The 24017-nt window shown below is 65.5% G+C and carries 29 protein-coding genes; 16 read left to right on the forward strand and 13 right to left on the reverse strand.

The genetic code is table 11. The annotated features are described in order from the left end of the window. Positions 1-97: 97 nt before the first annotated feature. The 11 genes from AC1DXS_RS16535 (at position 98) to ppk2 (ending at position 8592) form a co-directional block, all read left to right on the forward strand. Positions 98-1096 carry an LLM class flavin-dependent oxidoreductase gene (locus tag AC1DXS_RS16535; RefSeq protein ID WP_477738570.1) on the forward strand — a complete coding sequence of 333 codons (999 nt, stop codon included), beginning with the start codon at positions 98-100 and terminating at the stop codon, positions 1094-1096. A 47-nt stretch (positions 1097-1143) separates the two neighbouring features. Beyond that, on the forward strand, positions 1144-2187 hold the full coding sequence (locus AC1DXS_RS16540) for a methionine synthase (RefSeq protein WP_477738571.1): 1044 nt from the start codon (positions 1144-1146) through the stop codon (positions 2185-2187). Between the two features lie 74 nt (positions 2188-2261). Further along, positions 2262-2828, forward strand: a complete 567-nt coding sequence (locus AC1DXS_RS16545; protein WP_477738572.1) for a cupin domain-containing protein — start codon at positions 2262-2264, stop codon at positions 2826-2828. Between the two features lie 166 nt (positions 2829-2994). After that, complete coding sequence (locus AC1DXS_RS16550) at positions 2995-3657, forward strand: glycine zipper 2TM domain-containing protein (protein WP_477738573.1); 663 nt, start codon at positions 2995-2997, stop codon at positions 3655-3657. 172 nt (positions 3658-3829) lie between these two features. Beyond that, positions 3830-4261, forward strand: a complete 432-nt coding sequence (locus AC1DXS_RS16555) for a hypothetical protein (protein ID WP_477738574.1) — start codon at positions 3830-3832, stop codon at positions 4259-4261. A gap of 204 nt (positions 4262-4465) precedes the next feature. Continuing rightward, a complete protein-coding gene (locus tag AC1DXS_RS16560; protein ID WP_413326149.1) occupies positions 4466-4747 on the forward strand; it encodes a DUF427 domain-containing protein in 282 nt (93 codons plus the stop codon). A 138-nt stretch (positions 4748-4885) separates the two neighbouring features. Further along, positions 4886-5602, forward strand: a complete 717-nt coding sequence (locus tag AC1DXS_RS16565; RefSeq protein ID WP_477738575.1) for a class II aldolase/adducin family protein — start codon at positions 4886-4888, stop codon at positions 5600-5602. Positions 5603-5666: 64 nt separating this feature from the next. Next, entirely contained in the window at positions 5667-6641 is a 975-nt protein-coding gene (locus AC1DXS_RS16570; RefSeq protein ID WP_477738576.1) for a Bug family tripartite tricarboxylate transporter substrate binding protein, read from the forward strand. A gap of 192 nt (positions 6642-6833) precedes the next feature. Then, positions 6834-7271 carry a universal stress protein gene (locus AC1DXS_RS16575; RefSeq protein WP_477738577.1) on the forward strand — a complete coding sequence of 146 codons (438 nt, stop codon included), beginning with the start codon at positions 6834-6836 and terminating at the stop codon, positions 7269-7271. A gap of 31 nt (positions 7272-7302) precedes the next feature. Continuing rightward, positions 7303-7542, forward strand: a complete 240-nt coding sequence (locus tag AC1DXS_RS16580) for an HP1242/YdcH family protein (RefSeq protein ID WP_477738578.1) — start codon at positions 7303-7305, stop codon at positions 7540-7542. 147 nt (positions 7543-7689) lie between these two features. Beyond that, the gene (gene ppk2 / locus AC1DXS_RS16585) at positions 7690-8592 is read left to right on the forward strand and encodes a polyphosphate kinase 2 (protein ID WP_477738579.1); all 903 of its coding nucleotides are present in this window, start codon (positions 7690-7692) and stop codon (positions 8590-8592) included. 123 nt (positions 8593-8715) lie between these two features. Here ppk2 and AC1DXS_RS16590 read toward each other — a convergent pair whose 3' ends face one another. Continuing rightward, positions 8716-9471, reverse strand: a complete 756-nt coding sequence (locus AC1DXS_RS16590; RefSeq protein WP_477738580.1) for an SDR family NAD(P)-dependent oxidoreductase — start codon at positions 9469-9471, stop codon at positions 8716-8718. Between the two features lie 41 nt (positions 9472-9512). Then, positions 9513-10220: an RluA family pseudouridine synthase gene (locus tag AC1DXS_RS16595; protein WP_477738581.1), complete on the reverse strand. Its 708-nt coding sequence runs from the start codon at positions 10218-10220 to the stop codon at positions 9513-9515. A 41-nt stretch (positions 10221-10261) separates the two neighbouring features. Here AC1DXS_RS16595 and atpE point away from each other — a divergent pair, with 41 nt between their 5' ends. Further along, the gene (gene atpE, locus AC1DXS_RS16600; protein ID WP_007868318.1) at positions 10262-10498 is read left to right on the forward strand and encodes a F0F1 ATP synthase subunit C; all 237 of its coding nucleotides are present in this window, start codon (positions 10262-10264) and stop codon (positions 10496-10498) included. A gap of 25 nt (positions 10499-10523) precedes the next feature. Here atpE and AC1DXS_RS16605 read toward each other — a convergent pair whose 3' ends face one another. From AC1DXS_RS16605 to AC1DXS_RS16615, 3 genes are read right to left on the reverse strand one after another with little or no spacing between them, the layout of a single operon-like run. Further along, positions 10524-10838 carry a VF530 family protein gene (locus tag AC1DXS_RS16605; RefSeq protein ID WP_477738582.1) on the reverse strand — a complete coding sequence of 105 codons (315 nt, stop codon included), beginning with the start codon at positions 10836-10838 and terminating at the stop codon, positions 10524-10526. Between the two features lie 3 nt (positions 10839-10841). After that, a complete protein-coding gene (locus AC1DXS_RS16610) occupies positions 10842-10985 on the reverse strand; it encodes a hypothetical protein (RefSeq protein ID WP_007868315.1) in 144 nt (47 codons plus the stop codon). 60 nt (positions 10986-11045) lie between these two features. Further along, positions 11046-12368 (reverse strand): NAD(P)/FAD-dependent oxidoreductase, encoded by a 1323-nt coding sequence (locus tag AC1DXS_RS16615; RefSeq protein WP_477738583.1) that lies wholly within the window; start codon positions 12366-12368, stop codon positions 11046-11048. A 127-nt stretch (positions 12369-12495) separates the two neighbouring features. Here AC1DXS_RS16615 and AC1DXS_RS16620 point away from each other — a divergent pair, with 127 nt between their 5' ends. Further along, entirely contained in the window at positions 12496-13731 is a 1236-nt protein-coding gene (locus AC1DXS_RS16620; RefSeq protein ID WP_477738584.1) for an MFS transporter, read from the forward strand. A 98-nt stretch (positions 13732-13829) separates the two neighbouring features. On the opposite strand, the gene AC1DXS_RS16625 is transcribed toward AC1DXS_RS16620, so the two are convergent. Then, a complete protein-coding gene (locus AC1DXS_RS16625) occupies positions 13830-15116 on the reverse strand; it encodes a c-type cytochrome (RefSeq protein WP_477738585.1) in 1287 nt (428 codons plus the stop codon). Then, positions 15113-15898, reverse strand: a complete 786-nt coding sequence (locus AC1DXS_RS16630; protein WP_477738586.1) for a c-type cytochrome — start codon at positions 15896-15898, stop codon at positions 15113-15115. The genes AC1DXS_RS16625 and AC1DXS_RS16630 overlap by 4 nt, the downstream gene beginning before the upstream one ends. Before the next feature lie 138 nt (positions 15899-16036). On the opposite strand from AC1DXS_RS16630, the gene AC1DXS_RS16635 reads away from it, so the two are divergent. After that, the gene (locus tag AC1DXS_RS16635; protein WP_477738587.1) at positions 16037-17491 is read left to right on the forward strand and encodes an aminotransferase-like domain-containing protein; all 1455 of its coding nucleotides are present in this window, start codon (positions 16037-16039) and stop codon (positions 17489-17491) included. 13 nt (positions 17492-17504) lie between these two features. Here the strand turns inward: AC1DXS_RS16635 and AC1DXS_RS16640 are convergent, their stop codons facing one another. The 4 genes from AC1DXS_RS16640 to AC1DXS_RS16655 all read right to left on the reverse strand — a co-directional run bounded on the left by AC1DXS_RS16640 (position 17505) and on the right by AC1DXS_RS16655 (position 21094). Further along, a complete protein-coding gene (locus AC1DXS_RS16640) occupies positions 17505-17918 on the reverse strand; it encodes a hypothetical protein (protein ID WP_477738588.1) in 414 nt (137 codons plus the stop codon). Positions 17919-18250: 332 nt separating this feature from the next. Next, positions 18251-19021 (reverse strand): alpha/beta fold hydrolase, encoded by a 771-nt coding sequence (locus AC1DXS_RS16645; protein ID WP_477738589.1) that lies wholly within the window; start codon positions 19019-19021, stop codon positions 18251-18253. Continuing rightward, positions 19018-20121, reverse strand: coding sequence for a M14 family zinc carboxypeptidase (locus tag AC1DXS_RS16650; protein ID WP_477738590.1), 1104 nt, complete (start codon positions 20119-20121; stop codon positions 19018-19020). Before AC1DXS_RS16650 ends, AC1DXS_RS16645 begins: the two co-directional genes overlap by 4 nt. A gap of 70 nt (positions 20122-20191) precedes the next feature. Continuing rightward, on the reverse strand, positions 20192-21094 hold the full coding sequence (locus AC1DXS_RS16655; protein ID WP_477738591.1) for a LysR family transcriptional regulator: 903 nt from the start codon (positions 21092-21094) through the stop codon (positions 20192-20194). 127 nt (positions 21095-21221) lie between these two features. Between AC1DXS_RS16655 and AC1DXS_RS16660 the strand changes: the two genes are divergently transcribed. Next, complete coding sequence (locus AC1DXS_RS16660) at positions 21222-21761, forward strand: N-acetyltransferase family protein (protein WP_477738592.1); 540 nt, start codon at positions 21222-21224, stop codon at positions 21759-21761. Here AC1DXS_RS16660 and AC1DXS_RS16665 read toward each other — a convergent pair. Both AC1DXS_RS16665 and AC1DXS_RS16670 read right to left on the reverse strand, forming a co-directional pair. Then, the gene (locus AC1DXS_RS16665) at positions 21758-22069 is read right to left on the reverse strand and encodes a 2Fe-2S iron-sulfur cluster-binding protein (protein WP_477738593.1); all 312 of its coding nucleotides are present in this window, start codon (positions 22067-22069) and stop codon (positions 21758-21760) included. The two genes, AC1DXS_RS16660 and AC1DXS_RS16665, sit on opposite strands and share 4 nt — an antisense overlap. Before the next feature lie 41 nt (positions 22070-22110). Beyond that, positions 22111-22707, reverse strand: a complete 597-nt coding sequence (locus tag AC1DXS_RS16670) for an LURP-one-related family protein (RefSeq protein WP_477738594.1) — start codon at positions 22705-22707, stop codon at positions 22111-22113. A gap of 178 nt (positions 22708-22885) precedes the next feature. Here AC1DXS_RS16670 and AC1DXS_RS16675 point away from each other — a divergent pair, with 178 nt between their 5' ends. Further along, positions 22886-23407, forward strand: coding sequence for an N-acetyltransferase family protein (locus tag AC1DXS_RS16675; protein WP_477738595.1), 522 nt, complete (start codon positions 22886-22888; stop codon positions 23405-23407). The last annotated feature ends 610 nt before the right edge of the window (positions 23408-24017 follow it).

Here is a 24017-nt window from a genome sequence, read left to right on the forward strand (position 1 = left end):
CGGGTCTGGACGGGAACTAACCCTCTATTGGAACAGAGCGGCGGCCGGTAACCCTGGCCGAGCGGGATTTAAGCGCTCTGGCTATAGTCACCCGACCATGCATCTCTCCGTCCTCGACCAGTCCGTCGCCGTCACCGGCCGCACGGAAGACGCGTCCATCCGTGAAACCCTGCAGCTGGCCCGCCACTGCGAAGCGCTGGGCTACCGCCGCTTCTGGGTCAGCGAGCACCACAGCCACCCGACCATCGTCGGCTCCGCGCCCGAGGTGCTGATGGCGGCCATCGCCGCGACCACCAGCCGCATACGCGTGGGCAGCGCCGGCGTGATGTTGCCGCACTACGCGGCGCTCAAGGTGGCCGAGCAGTTTCGCGTGCTTGAGGCCCTGGCGCCGGGTCGCATAGACTTGGGCGTGGGGCGCGCGCCGGGTTCCGACATGCGCACGGCGCGGCTGCTCAGCAGCGACCCGCGCCAATCGGCCGACAATTTTCCGATCCAGGTGCGCGAGCTGCAGGCCTGGCTGGCCGGCATCGACCTGCCCGAAGGCCACCCGGGCCGCGGCGTGACGGCCAACCCCATGGGCCCAAGCACGCCCGAGATGTGGATGCTGGGTAGCTCCGACTACGGCGCGCAACTGGCGGCGCATTACGGCCTGCCGTATGCGTTTGCCTATTTCATCACCGACGGCCAGGGCGCGGAGCAGGCGCTGGAACTCTACCGCGCCAACTACCGGCCCAGCCCTCGCCATCCCGCACCGCAGGCCGTGCTTTGCGTGTGGGCGCTCGCGGCGGATACGGAAGCAGAGGCCTGGCACCACTTCTCGGGCCGGGAGCGCTGGAAGATAGACCGCAACCGCGGCGCGCTTGCGGCCCTGCCTTCGCCCCAGGAAGTGGCGCAGCGCCCCTACACACCGGCCGAGCAGGTGGAGGCCGACAAGCTCCGGGCCAATGCGCTGGTCGGCAGCGGCCTGCAAGTCGCCGCCAAACTGCGGGCTCTGGCCAATACACTGGGGGTTGAAGAGCTGGTGGTGATTACCTGGGCGCATGATCCGGTCGCTCGCCGCCGCTCTTATGAACTGCTGGCCCGTGAATTCTTTTGAGGCACTGGCCGCGAACGACAATGATTGAGACAAGGAACAACAAGCCTATGACAAAGCCCTCCGCAAGCCCGCTTTTCAGCGCCACCATTGCCGGCAGCCTGCCCAAACCCGCCTGGCTCTCCGAAACCAACAAGCTCTGGCCGCAGTGGAAGGCCGAGGGCGAGGCGCTCAAGCAGGCCAAGGCCGATGCCACGCTGCTGTGGATCAAGGCGCAGGAAGACGCGGGCCTGGACGTGATAGGCGACGGCGAGCAGTCACGCCAGCACTTTGTGCACGGCTTCCTCGAGCAGGTCGAAGGCATAGACTTCGAGCACAAGGTCAAGATGGGCATACGCGACAACCGCTACGACGCCATGGTGCCGCAGGTGGTGGCCGCGCTGAAGCTCAAGGGCCGTGTGCATGCGGCCGAGGCGCAGTTGCTGCGAGCGCACACCGGCAAAAAAATCAAATTCACCTTGCCCGGCCCCATGACGATTGTCGACACCGTGGCCGACCGGTTTTACGGCGACAAGGTCAAGATGGCCATGGCTTTCGCCGAGTTGCTGAACCAGGAGGCGCTGGCCTTGCAGGCCGACGGCGTGGACATCATCCAGTTCGACGAACCGGCTTTCAACGTCTACATGAAGGACGCCGCCGACTGGGGCGTGAAGGCGCTGGAAGTTGCGGCCCGGGGCCTCACCTGCACGACGGCCGTGCACATCTGCTACGGCTACGGCATCAAGGCCAACACCGACTGGAAGGCTTCGCTGGGCGAGGAATGGCGGCAGTACGAAACCGTGTTCCCGGCGCTGGCCAAAAGCAGTATCCAGCAGGTCAGCCTGGAGTGCTACCACTCGCATGTGCCGCCGCACCTGATGGCGCTGCTCGAAGGCAAGGACGTGATGGTTGGCGTGATCGACGTGGCCAGCGACGAGATTGAAACGCCCGAGCAGGTGGCCGACACGATTGGCAAAGCGCTGCAGTACGTGCCCAAAAACCGCTTGCTGCCTTGCACCAATTGCGGCTTGGCGCCCATGGACCGCGAAGTGGCACTGAAAAAACTGCAGGCCCTGGCGCAGGGCGCGGCGTTGGCGCGCGAGCGCTACAAGTAAGGGGCTACTCAAGGGGCGGCTTCTGGCCGACCGGGTTCTGGACTGATGAGACGCCGGTGGTGTACGCTGGCGGCATGAGCAACGATCCCACCGGCGACCCTACGCTGCCGCACCATCCCCACGACCACGACCATTCGCACGGTCCCGGGCACACACATCCGCACGCCCAGGGCCAGGCCGACCCGCCGTGGAAGCATGACGGCGTACGAGTGATCGCGGGCAACCAGCTTGACAGCAACACGGCGCAGACGCCGGGCATGGACAGGCGCGCCGCCATCAACTTCGCCCGCGTGGGTGCACAGAAATTGTGGGCCGGCACCGTCACCATCCATGCCGACGCCAAAACCGGCGCCCATCACCACGGCCACCTGGAAAGCGTGATCTATGTGATACGCGGCAAGGCCCGCATGCGCTGGGGCGAGCGCCTGGAGTTCACCGCGGAAGCGGGCCCGGGCGACTTTATTTATGTGCCGCCCTATGTGCCGCACCAGGAAATCAACGCCAGCCCGACCGAGGTTCTGGAATGTGTGTTGTGCCGCAGCGACGGCGAGGCGGTGGCCGTCAACCTGGAGATCGAACCCGTCGAGAAACCCGACACCGTGCTTTGGGTGGACCCCACGCACCCCGGCGGGGCTGTGTAAAGCGCCGGTCAAGCCTGCGTGAGGACGAGATAAAGGCAGGCCAATGTGCGCATAAACGCACACTTTCAGGACGATTCGGAAAGCTTTCCTTACGAATGTCACCTCGTCCTACAGGATGTATCAAGCGGCATGGTTACAACTGGGACTCACACAGAAGGAGTCCATCATGGATACCAACAACCAAGTCAGCAATGCTCCCGCCATCCAGCCTGCCCAGCCGGGGTTTTCCCAGCGCCTGCAGCACAGCAAGGCGCTTGTCGCCATCGTTGCCGTGCTCGGCGTGACCGTCATGGCGCTGGCCGCCGCGCTGGTCGTCAACCGCTCCGATGCGTATCCGAACGGTTCGGCTGCCGCGCCTGTGAATGAGCCCGCGAAAGTCGCCAAGTTGGCGGCCGACACGCCCAAGCCGCAAGCCGCCAAGCCGCACACCACCCCGACCGTGGTGGCCCAGGCTTCGCCAAGGGCCAACGTCTGCGCAACTTGCGGCACGGTGGAAGCCGTGACGCCGGTGCAACGCCAGGGCAAGGTCAACGGCGTGGACGTCGGCAACACCACCATAGGCCTGGGCACAGTGGCCGGCGGCGTGGTCGGCGGCCTGCTGGGCAACCAGGTGGGCGGCGGCAACGGCAAGACGGCAATGACCGTGCTGGGCGTGGCCGGTGGCGCCTTTGCCGGCAACCAGATCGAAAAGAACATGAAGAAGGTGACCGTGTATGAAGTGCGCGTGCGCATGGATGACGGCACGGTGCGCAATATGGAGCTGTCCAGCGCCGTCGCTGTGGGTTCCAAGGTAATCGTTGAGGGCAAAAACCTTCGTATGGCCGCCTAACATCGAGGCCCCCACGGTCGCTCACTGCGTGTAGCTCCCTGCCCCCCGAGGGGGCGCTGCGCCTGCGGCCCGGCCCTTCGACAAGCTCAGGACAGGCCAAGGCCGGTTCCGCGGCCCCTGTTGGCTTGGAGGGAGGCGTCTCTTAGGTTTGTTAACAACGAAAACTCCCACCATGAAAAAATACAAAATCCCTTTGCTAGCGGCTGGTGTCTTTGCGCTGTCCGCACTGTGGACTGGCGCGGCCCTGGCCGCAGGCCCTTATGCAAACGCCACGGTGGAAGGAGCGCTGTCGCCCGGCGTTTACGGCCGGATTGAAATCGGCACCGCGCCGCCGCCGCCGGTGATTTATGCGCAGCCCGTCATCATCCAGCGCCCGGCGGTGGTGGTGCAGCAGCCGCCCCTGTACCTGCATGTGCCTCCCGGCCATGCGAAAAAGTGGTCCAAGCATTGCGCGAAGTACAACGCTTGCGGCCAGCCGGTGTATTTTGTGAAGGTCCAGGGTGATGAGGACTTCGAGCGCGGCAAGCACAAGAAGAGCAAGCACAAGGGCGGGCATGGCGACGACCAGGGCCGCGGCGAGAAACATGGCAAGGGCCACGACTGACGGCTGCTCGGTCTTCCTCAAGCTTCGCTAAAAGCCGGTGCGCGTCACCGGCTTTTTTCTGTCCGCGTTTCGGCCTCGACACGTGCGGGGCAGCGAGAATAGGCCCTGAGCCCGCAAGCCCGCCCGTGGGGGCGTAGCATTGGCCCCTGTTTTCCCCCCGATCCGCATCCGTATCCGTATTCGCACACGCAGAAAGACATTCCCATGAAAGCCATCTGGAACGGCGCAGTGATTGCGCAAAGCGACGACACCGTGGTGGTGGAAGGCAACCACTATTTCCCCGAAAGCTCGCTCAACCGCGACTACGTCACCTTCAGCAACCACCACACCATGTGCTCCTGGAAAGGGCAGGCCAGCTATTACTCGCTGCTGGTCAACGGCGAAATGAACACCGACGCCGCCTGGTATTACCCCGACCCCAAGCCCGAGGCCGAGAACATCAAGGGCCACATCGCCTTCTGGAAGGGTGTGAAGATCGAGCCCTGAGGCACAGCCGGGAAGCCGGCGATTGACGGAGCAGGGCGGGTTTACCCTCCGTGTTTCATCATTCGCCCGGAAAATTCTGAATGTAATATGTATGCTTATTAAAAACGGCGTTCCGGCCGTTGCTGATAAGGACACTTCATGACGCTTGCCGCGCCCGATCCCGCGCTCGTTGAAAAACTGGTGATTGCCAACCGCATCCTTCATGACCGGGGTGTGGTCGATGGCTTCGGCCATGTGAGCGTTCGCCACGACAAGTCGCCCGATCACTTCCTGCTGTCGTGCAACCGCGCGCCGGGACTGGTGAAAAAAGCCGACATCCTGGCGTATGACCTCAACGGCGACCTGGCAGTACCGTCCACGTTGCGGTCCTACCTCGAGCGCTTCATCCACGGCGAGATCTACCGCGCGCGGCCCGACGTGATGGCCGTGGTGCACAGCCATTCGCCCAGCGTGATTCCCTTCGGCGTGACCGGCCAGCGCCTGCGCCCCATCTTCCATATGAGCGGTTTTCTGGGCAGCGGATCATCGCTGTATGAAATCCGCGAGTCCAACGGCAACACCGACCTGCTGATCCGCGACACGGGCCTGGGCAAGGACCTGGCCAAGGCGCTGGGCCAGCATACCTGCGTGCTGATGCGCGGCCACGGCTCCACCGTAGTGGCCCCCTCGCTGGAGCGCGCGGTCTATCGTGCTGTCTACGCCGAGGAAAACGCCAAACTGCAGCTCACTGCCCATGCGCTGGGCCCGATTGAATTCCTGACCCCTGAAGAAGCCGACAAGGCCATGAACACCAACGAAGGCCAGGTCATGCGGCCCTGGGAGTTATGGAGCCGGGCCGTTGGGGCCGTCGAGTAATCGGTGAGCAATCGCTGAGTCATCCTTTCTTCATCGAAACACACCCGCAACAAAAAGGCGCACCATGAAATTCCCGAGATTGCTGGCACTGGCCGCCGTTATGTCCCTGAGCTGCCTGGGTGCGACCCAGGCGATGGCGCAGGACTACCCGTCGCGCGCCGTGCGCGTCATCGTGCCCTACGGAACGGGCGGCGGCTCCGACATCCTGGCGCGGCAGATAGGCGCGCGCCTGCAGGCCATGTGGGGGCAGGGTGTCGCGGTGGACAACCGCGCGGGCGCCTCCGGCAACATCGGCACCGAGGCCGTGGTGCACGCGCCGCCGGACGGCTATACGCTGCTGCTGCAAAACAGCACCATGGTGGTCAACCCGGCCGTCAACGGCAAGCTCAACTACGACCCCGAGAAGGACCTGACGCCCATCATGCTGCTGGGCCTCACGCCGATCGCGCTGGTGTCGCACGAGAGCACCAACATCAAAAACCTCAAGGACCTGGTAGCCTATTCCAAGGCCAACCCGACGGGGCTGAGCTATGGCTCCTGCGGCGTCGGAACGCCCCAGCATTTTGTGATGGAGCTGGTCAAGCAGAAGTCCGGCGTCGCCGCCACCAACGTGGGCTACAAGGGCTGCGCCCCGGCCCTGACCGACGTGGTGGGCGGCCAGGTGCAACTGGCCATCCTGAGCGCCAACCTTGCTGCGCCCCACATCAAGACCGGCAAGCTCAATGCCATCGGTGTGTCGACCGCCACGCGCTACCCGCTGATGCCCCAGGTGCCCACGTTTGAAGAGCAGGGCCTCAAGCCACTGGATTTTTCCATCTGGTATGCGCTCATGGGCCCGGCCAAGATGAAGCCGGAAGTGGTCGCGAAGATCTATGCGGACGTGCAGAAGGTGTTGGCCGAACCCGCAGTGAAGGAAAACCTCTCGGGCGCCGGTGTCGAGCCCTTGTCGGGCAACGGCGCGGCGCTGTCCAAGCTGATCAAGGCCGACCTCGCGCGCTACGCGCAGCTGGCCAAGTCGGCCAACATCAAGGCCGAATAGCCCAAGCCGATCAGCCAGGCCGCCGGTTTTCGGCGCTTTGTCTGACGGCGCCCCCCGGGTGCCATGATTTATAAATGATGCAAGGCTGGCCCTTCAGCGGGCAGGCCCTGTCGGCATTGACCCGGGAGGGGCTGGTGCCTGAGAATCCATCCAGGGCTTAAGAACCTGTTCATGCTCTAAGGAGATTCCATCATGTACAAGCACATTCTGGTTCCCGTGGATGGTTCGGCCACCTCGCAAAAAGCCCTGGGCAACGCGCTGGCCATCGCGCAGGCCTTCAAGACCGAAGTAACGGTCATCTACGTCATTGATCCCTATGCCTTCACCGGGGTGGGCACCGACTTCGCCTACGGCCAGGCCGAATACCTGGGTGCCGCCACTGCCGAAGCCAACGAGGCCATCAAGACCGCCAAGCAGGCTTTCGCCGGGGTGGGCATCACCGCCACCGGTTCGGTGGTTGAAGGCCATGCAATCTACCGCGGCATCCTGGACACCGCCGAATCGGTTGGCGCCGATCTCGTCGTCATGGGCTCGCACGGCCGGCGCGGGCTTGAAAAGCTGGTGCTGGGCAGCGTCACGGCCCAGGTGCTGTCACATGCCCACTTGCCGGTGCTGGTGGTTCGGGACTAAGCTGTTTCACCGGCCCTACAAGGAGCTTCCCATGGACTTGCTGAATCACGACCTGGCGCACGAGTTTCCGGAATACCTGCAGAAAATGCGCAGCCTCAAGGTGTCCGACCCACACTTTGCCAGCCTCTTCACCCAGTACGACACCGACAACCACGCCATCGCCCGCTATGAGCAGGGTGTGGGCGCCATCACCGACGAGGCGCTGGAAGACCTGAAGAAACGGCGGCTCAAGGTCAAGGACGAGATCTACGAGATCCTCAAGAAATCCTGATCCCAGTCGTCTGCCGGGCTTGCCGCGCGAAGCGGGGTTTTTCATCAAATTGCCACGGAAGGCCTCTAAGCTGGCGTGTTGCCGGTTTCGGCGTCCGGTTTTTGGCTTTTGCGGGAGATACCCTTGATTTCAAGCGACGAAGATTTAATGCGGCGTATCCGCAACGACCTGATCGACAGCCTCGACGAAGAGCTGGAGATGGAGATCGAAGACCGCACCGTGGACGAGCTCATCGGTGAGGACCGCGCCCGCAGCCCACAGGATGCGGCCAGGGACAAGGAATACCGCCGGCAGTATTTCCGCGAGTTGTTCCGCCTGCAGGCCGAGCTGGTGAAACTGCAGGACTGGGTGGTCGCCACCGGCCACAAGGTGGTCATTCTTTTTGAAGGCCGCGACGCGGCCGGCAAGGGCGGCGTCATCAAACGCATCACCCAGCGGCTCAACCCGCGCGTATGCCGCGTGGCGGCGCTGCCGGCCCCGAATGACCGCGAACGCACGCAGTGGTATTTTCAGCGTTATGTGTCGCACCTGCCGGCGGCCGGCGAGATCGTGCTGTTCGACCGCAGCTGGTACAACCGTGCCGGCGTGGAGCGCGTCATGGGCTTTTGCACCGACGAGCAGTACGAGGAATTTTTCCGTACTGTGCCCGAATTTGAAAAAATGCTGGGCCGCTCCGGCATACAGCTGATCAAGTACTGGTTCTCCATCTCCGACGAAGAGCAGCACTTGCGCTTCCTGGGCCGCATCCACGACCCGCTCAAGCAGTGGAAGCTCAGTCCCATGGACCTCGAATCGCGCCGGCGCTGGGAGGAATACACCAAGGCCAAGGAAATCATGCTGGAGCGCACCCACATTCCCGAAGCCCCCTGGTGGGTGGTGCAGGCCGTCGACAAGAAAAAGGCGCGCCTGAACTGCATACACCACCTGCTGCAGCAGATGCCCTACCAGGAAACGGAGCACCCGGCCATCGTGCTGCCGGAGCGCGTGCGCCACGAGGACTATGTGCGCAACCCGGTGCCCCAAGACATCGTCGTCCCCGAGGTCTATTGAACACCCCCGTCCGGGTGAAATAGCCCACCCCCTTCCAGGCTCACTTCGTGTAGCCTGTTCCCCCCTCGAGGGGGCGGCGCCTGCGGCCCGGCAAAGCCGGTTCCGCGGCCCCCGCTGGTGGCTTTAATCCCTTACGTCTGCGACCGGGTTTGTTCCGAAATCCGGCCGCGCCAGGAAGGCAATGATGCGCGCCGCCGCATCGTCGGGCGAGGTCAGCGAGCCGCCGGTCTTCAGGCCTACAAACGAGGCCCGGTCGGGGAACGCTTCGGCCGGCGCCGCGCGCAGCTGTTCCTGCATGCCGGTGTCTATCACACCGGGTGCGAGCGAGCAGACCTTGGCGCCCAGCGGCTTCAGGGCTTCGTCCAGCGCCAGGCTGCGCGTGAAGTGGTCCATGCCGGCCTTGGCCGCACAGTAGGCTGCTTGCGAGGCCATGGCGCGGCGTCCCAGGCCTGATGAAATATTGAGCACCTTGCGCGGCGCTTTCCAGTCGCCGGTGGCGCGCAGGAAGGCGGCGGTGATTTGCATGGGGGCCTCCAGCCCGACGCGCAGCGCGCGGGCCAGGTCGTCGGCGCCTAGCGCGCTCAGCGGGGCGATTTGAGGGATCACGCCCGCGTTGTTGATCAGCGTGGCGCTGGCCCAGGCTTGTTCGGCCTGCGAATCCTTGAGCCAATTTTCCAGTTTGCCGGCCAGGGAGCCGCTGTCGGCCAGGTCATGCTCCCATTGCAGCACCGTGGCGCCCACATGCCTGGCATGTGCGTCCAGTTCGGGCGCTGAAGTGCGGGAGATACACAGCACGGTGTGGCCGGCGCTGAGCAACTGGCGCGCCATGGAAAGGCCCATGCCGCGTGATGCGCCTGTGAGGAGGGTGAGGTGTTTCATGGCCTCATGTTAGCGCCGGCAAGCCCGGGCTGCCGGCGCCGCTAAAACCCGGGAGCGCTTTCAAACGACATCGGCAAGCCGCTGGCCGGGTGCGTGAAACGCAGCGCCGCGGCATGCAAGAAGAGGCGCGGCGCCTTGGCCTGCACCTCGGCAGGGGCGTACAGGGCATCGCCCAGGATGGGATGGCCCAGCGCTTTCAGGTGTACACGCAGCTGGTGGGAGCGACCGGTGACCGGCTCAAGTTCCACGCGCGTGGTGTTGGCCACTGCGTCAAAGGCCAGCACGCGCCAGCGGGTCTGGCTGGGCTTGCCGCGTTCGGCGTCAATGATGCGCAGCGGGCGATTCGGCCAGTCCACGATGATGGGCAGGTCTATTAGGCCCCAGCCGTCATCGCCATCCGAGGGTCGCGGCGAAGCCAGGGCTCCCTCCACCACGGCCAGATAGCGCTTGCCGACCTCGCGGCCTTCAAAGGCCAGGCTCAGCGCGCGCTGCATGGCCGCGCCGCGCGCCATCAGCATCAGGCCCGAGGTGGCCTGGTCCAGCCTGTGCACGACCAGCGCATCGGGGTAAACCGCCTGCACGCGGGCGCTCAGGCAGTCCTGCTTGCCTTCGCCGCGCCCAGGCACAGCAAGCAGGCCCGCGGGCTTGTCCAGCACCAGCAGGCTGTCGTCGGCATGCAGCAGGACCAAGCCGGCGGCTGCGGCGCCATTACCTGCGAGGTCATTGTTTGGCGGCGTGCCGGCCTTCATGATTCAGCCATCAACAAAGTTTTTAACCAAGGAGAGAAACCATGACTGACGCAGGTGCCATTGCCATTGCATGTGGATTGATCATAGGCCTGGGTGCCATAGGCGCTTGCCTGGGCATAGGCGCGATGGGCGGGCGCTTCCTGGAGGGCGCCGTGCGCCAGCCCGAGATGATGGAGCCGTTGCAGGTCAAGATGTTTCTGTTGGCGGGCCTGATCGATGCCAACTTCCTGATTGGCGTGGGCATCGCGATGATGCTGCTGTTTGCGAACCCGCTCTAGAGCGGCTGCGGGACCGGGCCCCGGGTCAGCCCTTGGGCTTGGGCGGCGGAAAGTTATGAACCGTGGGGCCACTGCGTTTGACTTCCCGCAGCATGAAGAGGTAAAGGCTTTCAACCTTCTCGCGCGCCCAGGGCGTCTTGCGCAGGAACTTGAGGCTGGAAGCCACGCTGGGATCGCTGGTGAAGCAGCGGATATTGATGCGCCGCCCCAGGTCTTCCCAGCCGTAGTGGTCTGAAAGCGCAGTGACGATGGCCTCCAGCGTTACGCCGTGCAGCGGATTGCCAGGCTGCTGTGCAGCAGCCGGGGCATTCGCAGATGGGTCGCCGGTGCCGGCTGCCACGGCTTATTTGTCCTTGATCTTGCCGCGCGGAATGACCTGCGTGACGATGGTCGGGCGCACCGCATCGGGAGACACCGGCTTGGGCGGCGAGCTGTCCTTCTTGGGTTTTTTGACCATCTTGTTGCTGTTTTGCTGTCCTTTTGCCATGGTTCCCTCCGGTAAGTTGATGAGCGTTGACGAGATGAATGACGGGTCGAACCCCGATTATCAATGCAACTTGATGCGCGGGCGATGCGTCCGGTCCAGCATTTCAGACAGCGTGATCAGCGCGGTCTTCTTGAAACCGCCCAGCGCCAGCTGGTGCTGCTTGTGCAGGCCCCAGTACATGAATTTGGCCAGCTGGCCCTCGATAAAAAAGCTGCCCTTGGTGAGGCTGCCCATCAGGCTGCCGACCGATGAATACTCGGACAGCGACACCAGTGAGCCTTGGTCCTTGAACACAAAGGGCGCGACCGGCTTGCCGGCGATCAGGTCTTGCAGCGAGCGCGCCAGGTACATGGCCTGCTGGTACGCGGCCTGCGCGCGTGGCGGCACCCAGGTGCCGTCGGGCTGCTGGCAGGCGGCGCAATCGCCGAAGGCGTAGATGTTCGCATCGCGCGTGGTTTGCAGGTTGCCGTTGACCATCAGCTGGTTGAGCTTGCTGGTCTCCAGCGCCTCGGCGCTTCCGGGCGTGCCGCCCAGGCTGCGCAGAAAATCCGCCGCCTTCACGCCGGCGGCCCACACCGTGATGCTGGCGGGCACCACCTTGCCGCTGGCCATCTTCAGGCTGTCGGCGGTGACCTCGACGACTTTTTCATTGGTGTGCACCTCGATGGACAGCTTGCGCAACTCGCGCATGGCCGATTCGCTCAGGCGCTCGGGCAACTGGGCCAAGAGGCGAGGCGAGGCTTCCACCAGCACGATCTGCAGGTCTTTTTCAGGGTGGATGTGGTCGAAACCGTAGTTGGCCAGCACCCGCGCCGCGGCATGCAGCTCAGCGGCCAGCTCGACGCCGGTGGCGCCGCCGCCCACGATGGCCACCGTCAGGCGCCCGCTGCCGGCCATACGCGGCACGGTCTGCGCGCGCAGGCAGGCGTTGATCAGCCGGTCGTTAAAGCGCTTGGCCGCTTGCGGGCTGTCCAGCTTGATGGTGTGTTCGGCCGCGCCGGGTGTGCCGAAGTCATTGGTCTGGCTGCCCACCGCAATCACCAGGGTGTCGTAGGCCAGCTGCTGGGCCGGGGTGATTTCGCGGCCGGCTTCGTCGTGGCTGGCGGCCAGTTGCACCGTCTTGTTCTGGCGGTCCACGCCGGTCAGGCTGCCCAGGCGGAACTTGAAGTGGTTCCAGCGGGCCTGCGCCAGGTATTCGATTTCCTCGGCGTGGGTGTCGAAGCTGCCGGCGGCCAGCTGGTGCAGCAGGGGCTTCCACACGTGGGTGCGGGCGGCATCCACCAGTGTGATTTCGGCCAGGCCTTTTTTGCCCAGGCGCTTGCCCAGCTGCGTGGCCAGCGCCAGCCCTCCGGCGCCCCCTCCGACGATGACGATGCGATGCATAAAACCTCCTGGGGTGTTGCTCTGTAGTTATGCCTCCATGTTAACTGGCGGGCGGGGGCGCCCCTGGAAGGCCGCAATATCCCTTGGGGTGCTGCCTTCACACTGCGCTGTTAAGCTTCACGCCCGCATGCCGACACACACGTTTAAAGAACTGACCCGCCAGCGCGCCTACATGCGCATGTGGTTCGCGCGGATTTTCGGCACCACTGGCAACCAGATGCTCATGGTGGCCGTGGGCTGGCAGATGTATGAGCTGACCGGCAGCGCCTGGGACCTGGGCCTGGTGGGCCTCTACCAGTTCATGCCGGCGCTGCTGCTCACCCTGGTGGCGGGCCATGTGGCCGACAGGGTGCACCGCGGCCGCATCATCGCCGGCTGCCTGGTCACCCAGGGCACGGTGGCGATGATCCTGGTAGCGGCCACGCAGGGCTGGGGCGCCCACCACAGCTGGGCTTCGCGCGAATTGTTGCTCGCGGTGTCGGTTCTGCTTGGTGTGGCCCGCGCCTTCCAGATGCCCGCGCAGCAGGCGCTCACCCCGGTGCTGGTGCCGCCCGCCATGCTGCCGCGCGCCATGGCTTTCAGTTCGGCCGGCATGCAGGCGGCGATCATAGGCGGGCCGGCGCTGGGCGGCGTGATTTTTGTGGCCGGCGCCACGGCGGTTTACGCCACCTGTGCCTGCCTGTTCGCCACCGGCTGCGGGCTGATCGCCGTGCTGCGCTACGACCACGCACCGCCGCCGCGTGAGCCCGTGACCCTGAGCACGTTGCTGGCCGGCGTGGAGTTCGTCTGGCAGCGCAAGGCCTTGCTGGGTGCCGTGTCGCTGGATCTTTTTGCGGTACTGCTGGGCGGCGCCACGGCGCTGCTGCCCATGTTCGCCAAAGACATCCTGCACGTCGGGCCCTGGGGCCTGGGCCTGCTGCGCGGCGCGCCCGCGGCGGGCGCCTTGCTGATGTCGGCACTGCTCACGCGCTGGCCGCTGGAGCGCCGCGTCGGGCCGACCATGCTGTCGGCCGTCGCCGTGTTCGGTCTGTGCATGGTGGTGTTCGGCCTGTCCACCAGCTTTGCGCTGTCGCTGGCCGTGCTCGCCATCTCGGGCGGGGCCGACATGGTCAGCGTGGTGGTGCGCCAGACTTTGGTGCAGATCGAAACCCCCAACGAGATGCGCGGCCGCGTCAGCGCCGTGAATTCGGTGTTCATAGGCGCTTCCAACCAGCTCGGTGAATTCGAGTCCGGCGCTACGGCTGCGCTGCTGGGACCGGTGGGTTCGGTGGTGGCCGGCGGCGTGGGCACGCTGCTGGTGGCGGTGGCCTGGTTCCGGATGTTTCCGTCGCTGTCCAAACGCGACCGGATGGTAAGCCGGTAGTCCTCTCGCTTGTTTCTCCGTTCGCCCTGAGGTATCGAAGGGCCAGCCACAACAGCAAAGGGCCTGGCTACCCAGCCCGAACGGAAGAGGGCCACTGCCTACCGCCCCGTACTCGCCCGTATCCGGTTCACCTCCAGCGGCGTGATCTCACTCGCCCGGTTGCCCCAGGACTGGCGTATGTGTGTGAGCACCAGCGCCATGTCGGCATCATTGAGCACCAGGACAAAGGGCGGCATGCCGAAGGGACGCGGGTTGCCTTCGGTGGCCGGCGCGTAGCCGCCGTTGAGCACGATCTGCACGAGGTTGGCGGCCTGGCCCATGGTGACGGCGCGGTTGCCGGCCAGTGCCGGGTAGGCATTGGCAATGCCTTCGCCTTTGGCGCCGTGGCACTGGGCGCAGTGTTGCTCGTAGAGCTTGGCGGCGCGTTCCACGGACTCGCCCTGCGTCTTGATGGCGGCCGGCTCGGGCGGCGCTGTGTGCGAAGGGGGCAGCTCTTTGAGGAACTGCGCCATCGCGCCCAGGTCGGCGTCGCTCAAATACTGGGTGCTGCGCTGCACGACTTCGGCCATGGGGCCGGTGACCGAGGCGCGCGGTGAGACGCCGTTTTTCAGCAGGCTCACGATGTGCTGTTTGTCCCAGTCGCCCACACCGGCCTCATAAGGCGAGGCCAGCGAGGGCGCATACCAGTTCTGCATGGGGATCAGGCCGCCGGCCAGGTCCAGGCCCTGCTCGCTGCCGCCCAGCACGTTGCGCGCCGTGTGGCAGGCCGCGCAGTGGCCCAGGCCTTTGACCAGGTAGGCGCCGCGGTTCCACTCGGCGCTGCGCGCGCTGTCGACCTCATAGACGCCGGGACTGAAGAAGAGCGCGCGCCAGACCGCCAGCGCGGCCTGCGACTGGTAGGGAAAGCGCAGCGCATGCGGCAGGTTGGGCGCCGCCACGGGAGGCAGGCTGCGCAGGTAGGCATACAGCGCGTCCGAGTCTTCTCGCGTGACCTGGGTGTAGCTGGTGTAGGGAAAGGCCGGATACAGCAGCCGGCCGTCCTTGGAGCGGCCGTTGTGCATGGCGCGCCAGAAATGGGAGGCCGACCAGCCGCCTATTCCGGTCTTGTCGTCGGGCGTGAGGTTGGAGGTGAAGACGGTGCCGAAGGGCGTGGCGATGCCGCGTCCGCCCGCATAGGCCTGGCCGCCCTGGGCGGTGTGGCAGGTCTGGCAGTTGCCGGCCCGCGCCAGGTAGGCGCCGCGTGCGACCAGGCTCTCGCTGGGCGCCGCCGCGGCCACCGGCACTTTCACATCGACTTCGTCGCGCACATTGAGGGCCCAGACCAGCGCGCCGGCGCCCACGGCGAGCAGCGCCAGGGTGAGTGCGAATTTCAAGGCTTTTTTCATTTTTGCGTCTTCACGGGGGCCGCAGTCGTTGCTGTGGGCGCGGTCGCGCTACCGCAGGTGATGGCGCTCGCGCCCGGGGGGAGTGGCGGCAGGCTGGCGGCCGGTTTGGTGCTGGCGGGCAGGGGCTGCGCCGCCGCCCAGCTGGCCACGGCATTGATGTCTTCCAGGGTCAGGCGGGCCACGACTTCCTTCATGCAGTCGGGCGCGTGCGCGCGGCGCTGGCCGGCCTTCCAGGCGCCGAGCTGCGCATTGAGGTAGTCGCGCGGCAGGCCCAGCAGGCCCGGGATGCCGGGCGCCACGCCGGTCATGGCCTGGCCGTGGCATTGCACGCAGGCCGGCAGCTGGCGCGCGGCGTCGCCTTCCAGCACCAGCTGGCGGCCGTGGCGCAGCACCTCGGGCGCGGCGGCGGCAGGCAGGGGCGCGGGGTAGGGCACTTCGAGCTGCGAGAAATAGGTGGCGATCTCCATCAGGTAGGCGTCGCTCAGCGGTTCAATCAGCTGCGTCATGAGGCCGTAGTGGCGGCGCCCGTCGCGAAAGTTGAGCAGCTGGTTGTAGAGGTAGCCCGCCGGCTTGCCGGCCAGGCGCGGGTAGTAGCCGTCGGGCGCGGCGCGGCCCTGCGGCCCATGGCAAGCGGTGCAGGCCATGGCGCGCTGGGCGATGCTGTTTTCAAAGGGAGGCGGCGCCRCCACGGCAGCGCCGGCCGCCGCCCAGGCCAGGGCGGCCGGCAGCGCATGCCGGGCCAACGCACGCAGCCAGGAATATCCAGAACAGGTCTCATGCATGAAGGGATCATGCCCCACATGGCCAGTCCGCGTAAGCATCAGTTGCCGACGAAAAAAGCATATCAGATGAAAAACAGCGGAAAATTGCAATATCAGATTGGGCGCCGGCCTAAGCCGGGCGCACCCACTACACACTTTATGAAACGCTACGAACAACTGGTCGAACTGCTGGCGACCGACATCCGCAGCGGGCGCCTGGCTCCCGGCACGCGTCTGCCCTCGATACGCACCATCACCGCGCAGCACGGCCTGAGCGCCTCCACCGCTTTCAAGGCCTATTACCGGCTGGAAGAAAAAGGCCTGGTGCGTGCGCAGCCGCGCTCGGGTTACTACGTGACGGCCTCGTCCATGCAGCAACTTGCCGCCCCGGCGCGCGGTGGGGCAGACAGCAGATCCGGCAAGTCGGCCCGCGTGGCGCCGCGGCCCGACGTCAGCGAGCTGGTGTTCTCGGTGCTGGGCGCGGCGCAGGACCCGGCCATCGCGCCGCTAGGCTCGGCGTTTGCGGCGCCGGGGCTGTTTCCGCTGCAGCGGCTGGGCAAGTCGCTGGCCCGCGGTGCGCGCTTTCTGCAAGGGCCCGACACGGTGGCCAGCCTGCCGCGCGGTGATGAGGGCCTGCGCCGGCAGATCGCGCTGCGCTATCTGGGCATGGGCATGGCGCAGCCGGCCGAAGAACTCATCGTTACCCACGGCGCGCTCGAAGCGCTGAACCTGTGCCTGACGGCCGTGGCCCAGCCCGGCGACCTGGTCGCGGTCGAGTCGCCCGGCTTTTACGCCAGCCTGCAGGCGCTGGAGCGGCTCAAGATGAAAGCGCTGGAAATCCCGGTGCATCCGCAGGACGGCCTGGACCTGGCGGCGCTGGCCGACGCGCTGCAGCGCCATCCGGTCAAGGCCTGCTGGTTCATGACTTCCTTCCAGAACCCCACCGGCGCCAGCCTGTCGCTCGAGAAAAAGAAGGCGCTGGTCGCGCTGCTGGCCGCGCGCGACATTCCGCTGATCGAGGACGATGTGTACGCCGAGCTGTATTTCGGCCATCGCGGCTTTCTGCCGGCCAAGGCCTTTGACCGCAAGGGCCTGGTGATGCACTGCAGCTCTTTCAGCAAGACGCTGGCGCCCGGTTACCGGGTGGGCTGGGTCTCGCCCGGGCGTTTCGGGCAGCGGATCGAACGGCTCAGGTTGATGACCACGCTGTCGGCCAGCCTGCCTGCACAGCTCGCCATCGCCGACTACTTGCAGCACGGCGGCTACGACAAGCACTTGCGCAAGCTGCGGCATGCCATGGAGTCGCAGCTGTCCAGCCTGCTGGCCGCCATCGCCCGCCATTTCCCGGCGGATGTGCGCGTGTCGCGACCGGCGGGCGGCTATTTTGTGTGGGTGGAGTTTGCCGAGGGCTTCGATTCGCTGGCCCTGCACCAGGCGGCGCTGGAGCACGGCATAGGCGTGGCGCCTGGCCCGGTGTTTTCAGCAAGGCGCAATTTCCGGCATTGTCTGCGGCTCAACTACGGGCATCCGTGGAGCGAGCGTTTTGAAGCCGCCATGCAGCTTCTGGGAATGCTGGCGCACCGGCAAAGCCCTTACGACAAGGCCTCGCGCTGAGCCGCGTTCATCCTTACCTGTGCTTTTCAGGCAGGGCGCGCACGCAGGCCACAAAGTGGTCCCAGCTGGCCTGCACTTCCTTGACGCGCACACCCTTGTCGAGCACCGCGCCGCAAGCGGCCTCGGCGCGCCGCACCACCTTGGTCAGCGCGCTGGCGGGCAGGGGCGGTATCTGCGCGCGCAGACTGTCGGCCTTGCTGCGCATCTGGGCGATGGCGTCCTTGGCAAGCGTCTTGTTGCCGGCACAGGCGATCATGCCAATCATTTCGGCCATTTCACCAAAGGCCGGGTCCAGGTTCCAGAGCGCCGCCGTGCCCAGCGCCAGCGCCCACATGCGCTTGTTGCGCGTGGGCGTGGCAGCGGCCTGCGCGCCGTCACCCGACTGCGGGCCGGCGGGCTGGGTTTCGGGAGAGGAGGGGTTCTTCATGGAAGGCGTGCCAAGTGTCTTGTATAGACAAGGCATTATTTTGCCTGAGGCATGTTGCGGTGGCGGCCGGGACGGGTAAAAACCCGATTCTGGCAAGGAAAGTGCCTCTGGCTTAAGGAGGGGGAGGGAGTAAATCATTTTTCTGCAACGCCTCGCCTTCTACCCTGGCTCTCTTCTTGTCCCCTCTCCCCCGGGAGAGGGTTAGGGTGAGGGCTCGCGGCCTTGGCATCTGCAGCAATACATCAATTGCCGCTGGCCCCCATCCCTGCCCTTCCCCAGCGGGGGAGGGAGTAAACCCCGGTGGGGTATGGAGCAAAACAGGCGAAGAAGGCTCAAGGAGCGTCCACCCAATCCGCAATCCGCCGGCAGACCCAGTCCGCGTCGTCATGCGGCAGGTCGTGCCCGGCCCAGGGGTGCTGGTGGTGGGCGRCCTGCCAGGCCTGGGCCAGCCGGGCCGAGCAGCGCGGGTGTACCAGGTGGTCGGCCGCCGAAGAAAGAACGAGGGCAGGGCAGGCTGGCGGCGCGGCCATGGTGAAGGCCGCCGCGGCCTTGAGCTGGCGCCAGGCGTTGGCAAAGCTGACCGGCGCATCCTGGCGGATGCGGGTCCAGGCGGCGACGTCCTGTTCCAGCGAAGCCGTGCGGTTGCAGGTGATGCGGTGGACCAGGCGTTCGATGTGTTCCGCATGGCGCGCGTCGCGCCAGCGCGCGGCCGCCAGCGCCAGCGGCAACCAGTTGCCCGGGCGCAGGCGTTCGCTGGCGCGGCCCAGGGGGTGCATGCTGGTGTTGATGAGCACCAGCCGATCGATCTCTTTCGGATGGCGCAGCGCCCACTCAGCGGCCGCCATGGCGCCCAGCGACATCGCCACCAGGCTGTAGGGCGACGCAAGGCCCCGGGCCCGCAACTGCTCGCGCGCGAAGCCGGCCATGGCGCCCACCGTGGCCGGAGAAGCTTCACGGTGGAACACGCCATTGCCCGGCAAGTCCAGCGCCAGCACACGGGTGGCGGCAGTGGTGGAGCCCGGCAAGGCGCGCGCCAGCTGGTCCGCGAAGTCGCCCCAGTGCCGCGCCTCGCGGGTCAGGCCCCTGAGCAGCACCCAGGTCATTTTTGCAGCACCCGCCTGGGCCGCCAGAGCGCCGTCGCCAGCTGCATGAGCTGGGCGCGCCTGTCTTCCGAGGGCAGCCAGTTCGGCGCGGCAAATGCGGCGCGCGTGAGGAAGTCCAGCAAGTCCGCATGGCGGCGCAGCACGCGCTTGGTGCGATGCGCCTTCATGGGGTTGAAGATGCCGTGCCGTGAAAACAGCTGGCGCGGGTTCTTGCGTATCCACAGCCAGGAGCCGAGCTCCAGCGTCATCGGCAAAAACACGTGGCGCGGCGGCGCGTGGTCGTAGGCATGGTCCCAGAGGTCGCCGTGCAGCAGGTACTGGTTGCTTTGCGGCTCAAAGCTGTAGGCATGGTGCGGGTGTGATTGTTCCAGCATGGTGCGCAGCGCGAACATCTCGGGCAGGTTGGCCATCAGCCGGCGCGTCTTGGCGTACGGAAACCACAGGCTGTCGTCAAAGCCATAACCCGAATGGCAGTCCAGCGCCAGGCTGAAGGGGCGGCTCGCAAGCTGCTCGCCCACCACCCGCAGCAAGGCCGCGCTTTCGGCCTCCATGGGTGCGCCGGGGCGTCCGCAATACCAGGGCAGCCTGGGGCTGATGGTCTGCCCGCCCGCAAGGAAAGGCACCTGGCTTTCGGCCCGCTGCGGCGCGTTGCGCATCAGGTCCACGCCCTGCGGGTTGGCGCGCTTGTGCGCCCACATGCCGCCCGGGTTCACGATGGGCATGAAAATCAGCCGGATTTTTTCGAGCTGGCGGTGCAGCAGTTCGTCCCATTCCAGGCGGAACAGCAGCGCGCGCAGGTAGTGCAGGATCAGCTGCGTGCCGATGCGCTCCAGCCCGTGGATGCCGCCGAAAAATCCGACGGCCGGCGCCTGCGGATCGCGCGAACCGATGCTGGCCGTGTAAAGCGGGAATGAGGGCCCGGCCGTGTGCGCCTCGGCCACCACCGCCACATCGAAATGGCCGTTGCCCGCCAGCAAAATGGCCTTGAGCTCTTCGAGCTCCGCGAAACTTGCGGCCGCGTCGCGCGCCGGCGTCAGGCTGTAGGGGCTGTGCAGGCTGCGGGGGCTTTGCACGGCGGCGGTCGGCGGCGGGATTTCCATCCCTGACATGCTGGCACAGTTGTTTGACAGCGCGCTACATGCCGGCCGGGTTTTTTGTATCGAATGCCCTTCAATTCCCCGTTCGCTGCTCAATCGCGGAAATCACCTGGCGCATGGCCTTGTTGACCGGCTTGTCGCTGCGCATGACCAGCGCCAGCGTTCTCTGCAGCCGCGGGTAGAGCGGGTGCACGGCCAGTTCGGGGTGCTGCCCGGGGCCGGTGACGGCCATGGCCGGCAGGATGCTGCAGCCCAGGCCCGCGGCCACCATTTCCTTGATGGCCTCCACGCTGCCCAGCTCCATGACGGGCCGGGGTGCATGGCCCGCATCCTGGAACCACTGGTCGATGATCACGCGGGTATTGGCCGCCGGCTCGAAGAGCACGAGTTCGCGCCTGGCCAGAAAGGCCGGCGTGATTTTGGCGGGCAAGCCGGTTTCGCGCCTGGGAATGACCGCCACAAATTCATCGTTGAGCATGGGCGTGGTGACCAGCGCGCGGCGCTTGACGGGCAAGGTCACCAGCGCCATGTCCATGGTGTTGCCCTCGACCGCTTTCACGAAGTCGGCGGTATTGCCGGTGCTGACCAGCACGCTGAGATTGGGAAAGCGCACCCGCAATGAGCGCAGGATGTGCGGCAGCAGGTAGAGGCAGGCCGTCGCGCCGGTGCCCAGCGTCACGCGGCCGCTGACGTCGGCCGAATGCGAGGCCATGGCCGCCAGCACGCCTTCCACCGCCGAATCGACGTGGCGGATCTGCGCCAGCAGGTCCAGTCCGGCCGGCGTGGGTGCGGCCCGGCGCGCCACGCGCTCGACCAGGCGCACGCCCAGCCGCTGCTCCAGTTGCCGCACCTGCAGGCTGATGGCGGGCTGGGACAGCCCCAGCCTTTCGGCGGCGCCCGAGAAGCTGCCGGTTTCAATGATGAGCGCATAGGTGCGCAGGTGGTCCAGGTTAAGGCTGAGGCTGAGGTTGGGCATGCAAAGAAATTCTAATGAAAACAATAAGTTTTGACATATTTACTTATACGCAGCTTTACGCAACCATGGCGGCATGCAGCTTTCCTCACAGACTCTTCGAGCGCCTCCCGCACCTTCGACGGCCGGCATGCTTTCCATTCGTTCCTGCGCCGAGGGCGACATTGAGGCCATCCAGGCCATCTACGCCCACTATGTGAAGACCAACCTGGCCACTTTTGAGCTGGAACCGCCCACTGCGGCCCAGATGCGGGAGCGCCGCGACGGCATCGTGCGCGGCGGCTATCCCTACCTGGTGGCCGAGCGCGATGCAGAGGTGGTGGGCTATGCGTACGGCAGTGCCTGGCGTGCGCGGCCGGCGTATCGGCATACCGTGGAGGACTCGATTTACGTCGCGCCCGGCATGCGCCAGTCCGGCGTCGGCAGCGCCTTGCTGCGTGAGCTGATCCGCGAGTGCGAACAGCGCGGCTTCCGGCAGATGGTGGCCGTGGTCGGCAACAGCGCCAACACCGGTTCGCTGCGGGTGCACGAGGCGCAGGGCTTTGCGCGCGTCGGCACGCTGGCTTGCGTCGGCTACAAATTCGGCGAGTGGGTGGACACGGTGCTGATGCAGCGCGTGCTCGGCGAGGGCGCGCAGTCGCCCGGAAGCCTGCCGGTTCCGGGCGGCTAGTCGGCCGGCCCTATCACCACATCCGACAGCGGGTAGGCCACGCAGGGCAGGATGTAGCCCGTGGCTTTTTCTTCGGCGCTCAGGCCCGGCCATTCGATGCGGTAGGCGACCTGCCCGCTGGCCAGCCGGCGGATGCAGGTGCGGCAAGTGCCGTTGCGGCAGGAGCTGTCCATTGCCACGCCGGCCAGTAGCGCCGACTGAAGAAGGGGCAGGGACGGCGAGGCGCTGAAGTGCGCTCCCTCAGGGTCCAGCCGGGCGCTGAACACCGGCGCGGCGCCGGGGCTGCCGGGTGGGGTGCTGTCGTCCATCGCCATCGTCTGCGTGCCGCCGTCCGCTTCTTCGGCTGTCCTCAGCCGCGCAAGCGCTCGAGCAGCAGCACGGTCATCAGGGCCAGCAGCAACTGCTGCTCCTCGCGCTCATTGAAGGGCGCCATCTGCGTAGCGGCGAACCGGCCTTCAAACAGGGCGGGCTGCTTGGTCAACTCGGCCACCAGCGTACCGTCGGGCCGGGTGACCTGGTAGGCCGGGTGGAATACGTAGCCCGAGAAAATCCCGATCAAGGGGATCTGGCTGAAGAGCCCGTCCAGAAAACGGGTCATCACGCTTTTTTCATTGATGCTGAAAAGGGTGGTGCCGTTGTCCAGCACCTCAAAACCGGCCCGCCACATGGAGCGCATGCCGCGCCGCTTGACGCCGCCCAGCGCCACGCCCTGGTGGTCGGTGAAGTGGTACAGCGCCGAAAAATCGATGACCCGGTCGGCCTTGATCTGGTGCAGCAACTGGTCCTGCTTCTCGTTGGTGAACACCGAGATGGCTTCCTTGAGCTTGAAGAGTTTCTGTTTGACATACGCCACCGGCTGGTCGCGGGCGTCCTTGACCAGGAACTGCGGCGCAAACGCCATGAGCTTGAAAGACATTTGCAGGGGAAACTGAAGGCGTTGGGCCATGGTGGAGCACTTGTAAGAGTTGTGGTGCGCCGAATGTACCCGAGGTCCGCGCCGCTCCAGGCCGTCGGCGCGCCGTTCGGCGGGCGTGGGTGAATATTGCCGCTTGGGCGGTAATTTGGGCGACAATTCCGCTCCGCCGGATTTTTTCCGACCTCAGAACAACCCCCCCCGATTTTCCATGTCCAGTTATTCCATCCGCCCTGCCACACCCCGCGATGCCAAAGCCATCGCCGAAATCCATGTCGCCACCTGGCAGGCCGCCTACAAAGATCTCCTCCCTGCGGATTTCCTCGCCAAGATCACGGTCGAAAAGCGCCTGTCCTACTGGCGCGAAGCCATCGAATTCAGCGAACCGCAGTTGCTGGTAGCCACCGAAGGCGAGCAGGTCATCGGTTTTGTCGGCTTCGACCGCTCACGCGATGCCGGCACCAAATCCACCGTCGGCGAAATCTGGGCCCTGTACGTCCATCCCAACCACTGGCGCAAAGGCGCCGGCCTGGCTCTCTGGGACGGCGCGCGCGAAGGCTTGAAGGACGAAGGCTGCACGCAGGTCACGCTGTGGGTGCTGTTGCGCAATGAACCTGCGTTGGCGTTTTACGAGCACGCCGCTGGGTTCAAGAGGGAGATGCCTTCGCTCAAGACTGTGGCGTTTGGCAGTGCCAAGCTGGAAGAGATTCGACTGAAGCGCGCAGTCGATTGACGCCGGTCTTGCCCGGCGCGCGCGCTCCTCTCTTCTTCTTTCCTCCTTTTTCCTCGTCTTCTTACTCTGCTGAGTTCTGCTGGCCGGGGTTGCCCGGCGGCAAGTGACTTTCTTTTGCTTCGCCAAAAGAAAGTCACCAAAGAAAAGGCGACCCGCAGTCTGGGTCCCTCCGCTTCGCTACGGGCAACCTGCGGTGCTCGAGCCAAGCGGGGTCAAAAACAACTCGCCTTCGGCTCAAACAAGTTTTTGCCCTGAYCCGCTTGTCTCTGCGCTCCTCGGCCCAGCCAGGACGGGGCAATCGGGATCGGGGACAGAAGGCAAATACCAAAGAACAAACGAAGACAAACAAGGACACGCCGTGGCGTGTCCTTGTGGTTTAGGTATTCGGGCCCCTTGTGTCTGCGCCGAGGAGCGCAGGGCCAGACGGATAAGGGCAAAAACGTGTTTGAGCGAAGCGAGTTGTTTTTGACCCCGTCTGGACCGAGCACCGCAGGCTGCCCGYAGCGAAGCGGAGGGACGCAGACACCAGGGTCGCCTTTTCTTTTGCTTACTTTTCTTTTGGCGAAGCAAAAGAAAAGTGAGTTGCCGCCGGGCTACCCCCGGCCAACAG

The organism is Polaromonas sp. P3_B1 (assembly GCF_056402935.1).